General features: G+C 67.4%; 10 protein-coding genes. 7 read left to right on the plus strand and 3 right to left on the minus strand.

The window, feature by feature from the left end:
* The 5 genes from CCN42_RS42745 to CCN42_RS28025 form a co-directional block, all read left to right on the plus strand.
* Positions 1–404, plus strand: a 404-nt coding sequence (locus CCN42_RS42745) for a hypothetical protein (RefSeq protein ID WP_211294816.1), incomplete at its 5' end; no start/stop codon positions are given.
* A gap of 164 nt (positions 405–568) precedes the next feature.
* A complete protein-coding gene (locus tag CCN42_RS28010; RefSeq protein ID WP_086739760.1) occupies positions 569–853 on the plus strand; it encodes a hypothetical protein in 285 nt (94 codons plus the stop codon).
* Positions 854–1,040: 187 nt separating this feature from the next.
* Entirely contained in the window at positions 1,041–1,544 is a 504-nt protein-coding gene (locus CCN42_RS28015) for a DUF5949 family protein (RefSeq protein WP_281259542.1), read from the plus strand.
* 287 nt (positions 1,545–1,831) lie between these two features.
* Positions 1,832–2,380 (plus strand): tyrosinase cofactor, encoded by a 549-nt coding sequence (locus CCN42_RS28020; RefSeq protein ID WP_086739763.1) that lies wholly within the window; start codon positions 1,832–1,834, stop codon positions 2,378–2,380.
* Entirely contained in the window at positions 2,364–3,230 is an 867-nt protein-coding gene (locus CCN42_RS28025) for a tyrosinase family protein (protein ID WP_086739765.1), read from the plus strand. The genes CCN42_RS28020 and CCN42_RS28025 overlap by 17 nt, the downstream gene beginning before the upstream one ends.
* Before the next feature lie 67 nt (positions 3,231–3,297).
* On the opposite strand, the gene CCN42_RS28030 is transcribed toward CCN42_RS28025, so the two are convergent.
* Together CCN42_RS28030 and CCN42_RS28035 are read right to left on the minus strand one after the other, a co-directional pair.
* Positions 3,298–3,621, minus strand: coding sequence for a chaplin (locus tag CCN42_RS28030; protein ID WP_086739767.1), 324 nt, complete (start codon positions 3,619–3,621; stop codon positions 3,298–3,300).
* A gap of 394 nt (positions 3,622–4,015) precedes the next feature.
* Positions 4,016–4,237, minus strand: coding sequence for a hypothetical protein (locus CCN42_RS28035; RefSeq protein ID WP_086739772.1), 222 nt, complete (start codon positions 4,235–4,237; stop codon positions 4,016–4,018).
* Positions 4,238–4,768: 531 nt separating this feature from the next.
* Here CCN42_RS28035 and CCN42_RS28040 point away from each other — a divergent pair.
* Both CCN42_RS28040 and CCN42_RS28045 read left to right on the plus strand, forming a co-directional pair.
* Positions 4,769–5,407: a DUF433 domain-containing protein gene (locus CCN42_RS28040; RefSeq protein WP_245877495.1), complete on the plus strand. Its 639-nt coding sequence runs from the start codon at positions 4,769–4,771 to the stop codon at positions 5,405–5,407.
* Positions 5,407–5,847, plus strand: a complete 441-nt coding sequence (locus CCN42_RS28045; RefSeq protein WP_086739776.1) for a PIN-like domain-containing protein — start codon at positions 5,407–5,409, stop codon at positions 5,845–5,847. Before CCN42_RS28040 ends, CCN42_RS28045 begins: the two co-directional genes overlap by 1 nt.
* Before the next feature lie 1,257 nt (positions 5,848–7,104).
* Here CCN42_RS28045 and CCN42_RS28050 read toward each other — a convergent pair.
* Positions 7,105–7,904 (minus strand): IS5 family transposase gene (locus CCN42_RS28050; RefSeq protein WP_422641196.1). Its coding sequence is split into 2 segments (ribosomal slippage): positions 7,105–7,556 and positions 7,556–7,904, totalling 801 coding nucleotides; the frame shifts between segments, so codons are not numbered across the junction.
* Between the last annotated feature and the right edge of the window lie 47 nt (positions 7,905–7,951).

Raw genomic sequence — 7,951 nt, forward strand, 5'->3', positions numbered from 1 at the left:
CCCGGGGGGCCGGAGCGGATGCCTCGTCCTCGCTCCCGGCGCTGCCACCCCTCGCCGAGAGCGAGGACGAGGCATCCGCTCCGGCCCCCCTGGACGAGCTGCTGGACGCTCTGCAGAGGGCCGTCGACGAGCTGCTCGTGGCCGCCACCTCCGACCAGGCGGCCGAGCTGGTGGTCCCGGCCTCCGACGAGGTGCTCGACCAACTGGTCGACGTCCTGACCACCACACTGGTCGGCACCGAACTGGCCGAGCCCGTCCTCACCGATCTGACGGCACTGTCGACGCTGCCGGCCGCCACGCTCTCCCTGCCCTTGGCGCTCCCATCGCTGTCGACGAGTCTGCCGACGACGAACCCGTCAACGAATCCGTCGACGAGTCTGTCGGCGTCGGCGTCCGCCTCCTGATCTCCCGGCTCCCGACACCGACCGAGTCCTCGGGCCGCCCGTACGGCGGCCCGAGGACCGTTCATATGTCTTCCACGCGCGGGGTTTCCGAGCCGCCCCGGGGATCGTTGGGCACGGCGTCCGCAATGCCCCCGGCGACATGAGTTGCCGAAGAGAGGAACACGATGAAAAACCTGAAGGCCGCCGCTGTCGTCGCCGGGTCCCTGGTTCTCGCCGGTGCCGCCTCGCCCGCGTTCGCCCACGCCGCCGCCGACCCCGCGCCCAACGGTTTCAACGGCGCCTGGAACACGCCGACCGGTGACCGTGTGACGCTCGCGGACGCGATGCCGTTCCAGCACCAGTCGCACGTGCTCGACACCGAGAACAAGAACTCCCTGCTGCACACCGTGAACGACGCCTCCGACACCCTCAACTCCAGGAGCGACCTGCTCGGCGGCATGCCGCTGTAGGGCTGACCGGTCGCTCCGCGACGTTCCGCACGGCCGGTTCCACCCCACCGGAAATCGGCCCCCCGGCCCCGCTGTTCGAGCCGGCACGCAGGCGCCGTCCCCCGTCCGTGTGGAGACCCGATCGGCCATCGCCCGCTCGGGTGAGAACGCCTCCGGCGGGGCTCCGGCACGCCGATAGGGTCGCGCGGTGACCACAACCCCCAACGGCGACGGCTTCCGCCCCTTCCGCGCCACCGACATGGGCACCCTCGTCGTCATGGCCTGGAGCGCTGAGGCCCCCGACGGCGACATGCCCTATCTCCTCGCCTACTCCCTCGGGGACGGCCCGGACGGCCCCGAGGCCACCTCGGCTGCCGTCGAGCAGATGCTGAAGGACAACGGACTGCCCGTCGGTGACGACCTGGTCGACGGCGCCGCGCGCCCCAGCCTGCCTGTCAGCCTGCTCATCGACGCGGGCCACGCCGTCGTCAACATGCCGCACCTAGACGCCCGGTGCACCCCACCGCCGGAGTGGCTGGCGGCGGTCGCCGAACGCGGCTTCGCCTACTTCATGTTCACCACCCGTCCCTGGCCGGAGGCCGAGCCCGGCAAGCCCATCGATCCCGAGGCCCTGGTCGCGTTCGCGGGCGCGGAGGAGACCCTGAACGCCGCCGCGCACCTGATCCTCCCGGCCCGCCGCCTGCACGCCTGATGACGGCCGCCGCGGCCTTCCCCCAGTGGCTGCGGGCCTTCCTCGGAGAGTGCACCTGGAGGCTGCCGTTCGCGCACCTCGGCGCGATCGGGATGCTGCTCCTGACCGCTGGCGGGATTTCTGGACGCGCTGACGTGACAGCTGACCTGACCTGACAGCTGACAGCTGATGTCGGACGCCGACGCCTTTCGCCTGTTCGCGGGCGTGTCGCGGGACGGGACGGTGACCGGCGGAAGGGGCGGGCGGTTAGTCCCGTACGGACAACCGAACCGGACGAGGAGCACACCATGGTCGTCAGCGTCGGCGGACCCACGACGGACAGGGAGGGCGGACCGGCGGCCCCAGTGGTCAGATCGCCGGGACCGGACGCGGCGCGCGCCACCCGGCGCGACCTGGTGCGTGGTCTGGTCGCATCGGCCGCCGCCCTGGGAGCCGTCCCCCTGGCAGTGACGTCCCTGCCCGCGCGCCGGGAGGAACCGCTCGCGGACCCCATGGATCCCGCGAACCCCGCGAACCTCTCCAGCCCCAGGGGCCCCGCGGACCTCGCCTTCGACGAGACCTACCGGAACCGGCGCATCCGTGGCATGCCCGTCGGCACCGCCGACCGTGCCTTCGGGGCCGGAGCGTGGCATGTCACCGTCGACGGCCGTCCGCTGCACCTGATGCGCCGCGCCGACGGCGGCTGGCTCAGCATGATCGACCACTACCGCTCGTACCCGACCCCGCTGGAAGCCGCCCGCGCGGCAGTCGACGAACTGGGGCCGTCCCAGCAACTGCGCGACATCGGCCCCGCCGCGGGCCACCACGAGGAGGAGCATCATGGCGTACACGCGTAAGGACGTCAGCACACTGACCCGCGCCGAGCGGCGCCGGTTCGTCATGGCGCTGCTGGAGCTGAAACGCCGGGGCGAGTACGACGAGTTCGTGCGGATGCACGTCGAGTACTACGTCGCCGACGGCGAGCGCGGCCTGCGTACGGCGCACATGGCGCCCTCCTTCCTGCCCTGGCACCGGAAGTTCCTGCTGGACCTGGAGAAGGCGCTGCGCCGGGTCGACGATTCGGTGTCCGTGCCGTACTGGGACTGGACCCGGGACCGCACGACGTCCTCCGCGCCGTGGACCGAGGATCTGCTGGGCGGCAACGGGCGGCCCTCCGACCGGCAGGTGATGACCGGGCCGTTCGCCTACGCGCAGGGCAACTGGACGCTGAAGGTCGGTGTGACCGACGGGAAGTTCCTGACGCGGGACCTCGGCCGGGCCCGCGATCCCATCGAACTGCCCACCAGGGACGAGCTGGAATGGGCGATGAAGGAGCCCCTCTACGACGCCTCGCCCTGGGACTCGAGGGTCACCAAGGGTTTCCGCAACAGGCTGGAGGGCTGGGGCACCGGCCGGGGCAGCGCCTCGTGGCGCAACCACAACCGGGTGCACCGGTGGGTCGGCGGGGTGATGGTCGGCGGCGCGTCCGTCAACGACCCGGTGTTCTGGCTGCACCACGCCTTCGTCGACCTGGTGTGGTCGCGCTGGCAGCACAGACACCGCGAGCACCGCTATCTGCCGGCGAGGCAGCCGGGGCCCGGCGACCCCCAGCGGGGCCGGGTCGTGGCACGGCACGAGAAACTGCCGCCCTGGGACGTGACGCCGAACGACCTGGAGGACCACGCGAGCATCTACCGGTACGCGTGATCCCTCGCGGGTGCGGACGCGACAGAGCCCCGGCGCTCGGGGGTGCCGGGGCTCTGCCTTGGGCGCGTCAGCCGCCGTAGCCGGCGCTCTTGCTCTTGGGGGCGTTCTTCTTCTTGCCGCCGCTCTTGGTGCTGTTGTGGCCCTTGTCCTCGTCGATGTTGGCGCAGGCGTTGCCGAAGGCGGGGTTCAGCAGGGCGATGATGTTGACGGTGTTGCCGCACACGTTGACCGGCACGTGAACCGGAACCTGGACGAGGTTGCCCGACAGCACGCCCGGCGAATGGACGGCAGCGCCCTTCGCGCCGGAGTCCGCCATGGCCAGGCCCGCCCCGCTGAGGACCATGGCGCCCGTACCCAGCGCGACACCGGTTGCCTTTGTGATGCGAGACATCTCGTTCTCCTTACGACTCGATAAGCGCGACGGCCGGTCGCGCCGCCGCACTCCCCGTTCAACGCGGCGGAACATGGCGGGTCACGCTGATCAGAGCGGGATCACCCTTCTTGAACAAGGGCGCGAGGGCGGGCGCCGTGCGTACGAAAAGCGCACTGCCGAGCCGGGCGGCGAGACGGCCGGCAGCAGCGCGCGCATCACGGGGACGGCCGACTCCGCGAACCGATGCATCGCGCGGCACAACGGCCTGGCGGATACGCTGGTGTACGCCTCCGTCCGGCGTCGTCGATGCCGGCCGCAGAAGCTGGAAGGCCACCGGTCAGTGACGCTCAGGTCTCCCTGCGCGCGACGCATCTCCCAAGAACCCTGGCGTGCCGTGGTGGGGCACAGGCCCCTACAGCTTGGTCATCTTTGTGTACGGGCTCAAGATCCGCTCTTGCGACGAGCCGAAATCCACGAGCACCGCGATCCCGTCCTCGATGCCGACCACCCGGCCGAGGCCGTACGTGTCGTGCGACACCTGGTCGCCCACGGCGAAGTGCTGGGGTGCCGACGTGACCCGGGCCTTGAAGGGGCTGGTGGGCAAGTGACGCTTCTGTGCAGCAGGCTTAGTCATTGCCTCCAGGATGCGCCAGCGGGCAGCCCATTCGCTGAGTCCGTCCGTGTCGGGTTCGACACACACCCGGACGACACCGTCCGCTCCAGGAGAGGGGCCGGGGCGCCGTACCTGCCCAGACCAGCAAAAAGCCCTCCCGGAGGGGAGGGCGGAGACGGGCGCCCCCGGCAGGACTCGAACCTGCGGCCAAGCGCTTAGAAGATGCGGGCAAGTCCTGGTGGCGCGTTGCCACCAGTCCGTGTCGCTTCCCTGATGGGCTGCCGGGTGCCGCTGGCGTCTGCCATCGTTGCCGTCAATGCTGCCGTCATTGCTGGCACCGTAGTGCGGTGTGAGCAACGAACACCTGGGCTCCCTGGGGCCCGACGGGTGCCGGTGCCAGGCGGCGCCGCTCGCACGTGCCCAGTACCGTTCGGTAGACACTCTCGCGGGCGACAAACCGGGGCGCTAAGCTCACGCTGGAGTGGAAAGTGGCTGCCTTACCCATGCCGGGATGGCACGCTGGGGGCAAACAGGACAGGGAGGTGGCCGACCGTGGCGTACTCGACCCAGATGGCTGCAGCATTGTCCGGTGCCACCACAGGACAGATCCGCAGCTGGCGCCAAGACAGAGGTGCCGGCCCCTTCCTGCGGCCCGAGCTGGCCGTACGGCCTCGCGCCCTGTATTCCTTCCGAGACGTGCTTGCCCTGCGTGCCTTCGCCCGACTTCGTCAGGACTTCTCGCTGCAGGCGCTGCGCCGCGCAGTGGGAAACCTACGCCAGCTCGGCGAAGTGGAGCACCTTTCCGCGTACAGCCTCGTCGCCGATGGCAACAGCATCGCCCTCTACGAGGATGACGAGCACTCCACTGACCTGCTCAAGAAGCCGGGCCAGCGTGTTATCGCGACGCTTGCAGACATCATGGAGCCCTTCGCGCCCCGCCCCGGCGTGATCGTTCCCCACCTTCTTCACCCGTACGACCACGTCACTGTGAACCCTGAGACACAGGGTGGCCAGCCGGTGATCGCTGGAACGCGTGTACCTAGCGAGGAGGTCGCCGCGCTGCTTCGTGACGGAGTCCCTGCGGAGAACATTGCAGACTACTTCCCCTCGGTCAATGCTGAGGCAGCTCGGGACGCTGAGCGATTCGCGCTATATATCGACAGCTACGCTGCTGGAGGCAGTGCGGCGTGATGCGGATCTTGGTCGATGAGAACTCTGCAGTCCAGCTCGTCGCGGTCCTCTCTCACATCCTCCCGAAACATAAGATCGACCACGTCACGTTGATCGGCTGGTCAGGCAAGAAGGATATTCCCCTCCTCGCAGACGCCGCAGGGAAGGGCTATGACGTCTTCCTCACCCGCGACGGCCGGCAGCTCGAGAACCCAGACGAGACCAAAGCCATCATGCGGGCCGGGATCCATCACGTGCGCTATACCCAGACCGTCGGTGGAGTCATCGGCGTTGGACTCTCCATGGGCGCCATTGCCGCGGCGATGCCCCTCATCATGAAGGAGCTGGAGGCCGCCGAGAGCCAGCGCCTGATACGCATCTCCCGCCTCGACCACAATCCCGCAGCCCGCTTCGAGATGATCGATCCCCGCAAGGCGAAGCCGAAATACTGGCGGCCGTAAAGCCCACGAATCCCCTCAGTGCAGCCACAACTGATCATCGGCGGCCGTGCCCTGCGGCCGCCTTCTCGATCAACGTCCTGACCTGCTGCTGAGCTGTCGGTAGCTGTCGACGTTGGTCATCGTTGAGCGCCCTTCGACGGCCCCAGGGCGGTCCGGGAGGGCGCTCGTGCATTGTGACGCGCTCGTCGATTATCCCATAGCATTCCCTTTACTCTTCACGGGCAACCCATTCGCGGGTGTCATTTCAAAAGTCCCGCTCTTGGGAATTCGACTCTTTCCCGACTTTTCTCCATCTTTCCAGTATAGCTCTGCGAACCAAGAACGACGTTGCGTGCCAGGGTCTACTTCAATGAGCAAATAGGCGGGATCCGACCTCGATGCCTTATAGGGGAATTGCAAGTTATCGGCGCGAACTCCCCCAGGCACCTCAGTGGGGGGAGTGGACCAATAGGGTGGCCGCTTATTGAAGTCGATGCGACCCACGTGGTAAGTTACGCCATCTCCACATCCTCGCACGGGGTGTACGAGCGTCCCTTTGAGTGCGGGCCTGGAGTCGGTCACATGAAAATCGATATCCGTGATGATCACAGATCGATCGTCATCGGTTGTGAGTGCCGCAGAAACCCAAGCTGGCCCGGCTGGTACGGCACCAAACGCGTGCGGGTCTTCGTCCCACGTCTTCCCGTCTTTTCGTGGTCCTGACCCAGGTGGCGTGTTCATGAGCGAGTGAGACGGCGGATATGGATATACCTGACTGACCTCCTGTCCGCACTCACCCCCTACTCCAGGCTGGATGCTGACGTTCAGCAATGGCCCGCCTTCTTCGGAGTTGATTCCAAGCGACACGGGCTTGTTGAGAATGACTGCTTCTCCTGTGCTGAAAAAGCCAGTTAGCCATGCCGTGATAACGCCGGTGACAATGACCCCTAGTGCAGCTAGAAGCCACTTCCAGGTGCGAGCCAGAAAGCCTTGACTGGGTTCGTTCACTTCATCTCCAGCGCAACCGAACGTGTCTAACAAGCTTTAGTGTCATGGAACCTGGCTGGAGTTGACAGCTGGCGTAACCCATACGTGTTCATTTGCTCCTGCGCCTCTCCGGGTCTCAGCCGTCAGGTGATTGCGCGGTCGGTGGAGCGGCTTTGGGCTGGAGCTGCTTTGGGGCGAGTGATCATGGCCCCGTAAGCTTCCGGCGCGTCGGGCAGTCTGTGGACCTGCCCGCTAAAGCACGACGTTGGGGCCATGATCTTAGACGTCATCTCATTTGGTGAGTCTGCGGTAGCAGATGAGGGTGCAGGCGATGCTCGTGAAGGCTAGGAAGTGCTCGGCTTTGCGCTCGTAGCGGCGGTGCAGTCGGCGGCATCCGGCAAGCCAGGACATCGTGCGCTCTATGGTCCAGCGGTGGCGGCCCAGGCGGGTCGAGGACTCGATGCCCTTGCGGGCTATGCGGTGCCGGATGCCGCGCCCGCGTAACCATCGGCGCAGGTGGTCGTAGTCGTAGCCTTTGTCGGCGTGGAGCTTTCCCGGTCTGCGCCGCCGTCGTCCGCGTCGGGAGCGGATCGGTGGTATGCCCTTCACCAGCGGGATCAGCGCCTGGCTGTCGTGCAGGTTCGCCCCCGAGATTCCGGCGGACAGAGGCAGACCGGTCCGCTCTGTGATCAAGTGGATCTTCGAGCCGTACTTGCCCCTGTCGACAGGATTCGGGCCCGTCAGGTCCCCCTTTTCAGGGCCCGCATGTTGACCGAATCGATCGCGCAGCGGGACCAGTCCAGCTCGCCGTGGGCGCCGAGCTCGTCGAGGACCAGGCGGTGCAGCTTGGCCCACACCCTGGCCTTCGACCACTCGGCAAAACGCCGGTGGGCAGTCGCTCCCGACGGACCGAACGACGCAGACGGCAACTGCTGCCACGTGCAGCCCGACGTGGCCACGAACACGATTGCAGCCAGCACCTCGCGGTCACCGTGCCGGCGTCGGCCGCCGCCCTGAGGCCGGGACGGAGCCTCCGGGACCACCCGCTGGAACAGCTCCCACAACTCATCCGGCACCAGCCGCTCCACGATCGAAACCACGACCGGCAGCCTACTCGCCCAAATGAGATGACGTCTTA

This window comes from Streptomyces glaucescens, from assembly GCF_002154375.1.
GTDB classification, from domain to species: Bacteria; Actinomycetota; Actinomycetes; order Streptomycetales; family Streptomycetaceae; genus Streptomyces; species Streptomyces glaucescens.

Coding starts and splice junctions, on each gene's coding strand:
- CCN42_RS28035 (WP_086739772.1), bottom strand. CDS start 4,237: ATGACTAAGCCTGCTGCACAGAAGCGTCACTTGCCCACCAGCCCCTTC.
- CCN42_RS28030 (WP_086739767.1), bottom strand. CDS start 3,621: ATGTCTCGCATCACAAAGGCAACCGGTGTCGCGCTGGGTACGGGCGCC.
- CCN42_RS28020 (WP_086739763.1), top strand. CDS start 1,832: ATGGTCGTCAGCGTCGGCGGACCCACGACGGACAGGGAGGGCGGACCG.
- CCN42_RS28025 (WP_086739765.1), top strand. CDS start 2,364: ATGGCGTACACGCGTAAGGACGTCAGCACACTGACCCGCGCCGAGCGG.
- CCN42_RS28045 (WP_086739776.1), top strand. CDS start 5,407: ATGCGGATCTTGGTCGATGAGAACTCTGCAGTCCAGCTCGTCGCGGTC.
- CCN42_RS28010 (WP_086739760.1), top strand. CDS start 569: ATGAAAAACCTGAAGGCCGCCGCTGTCGTCGCCGGGTCCCTGGTTCTC.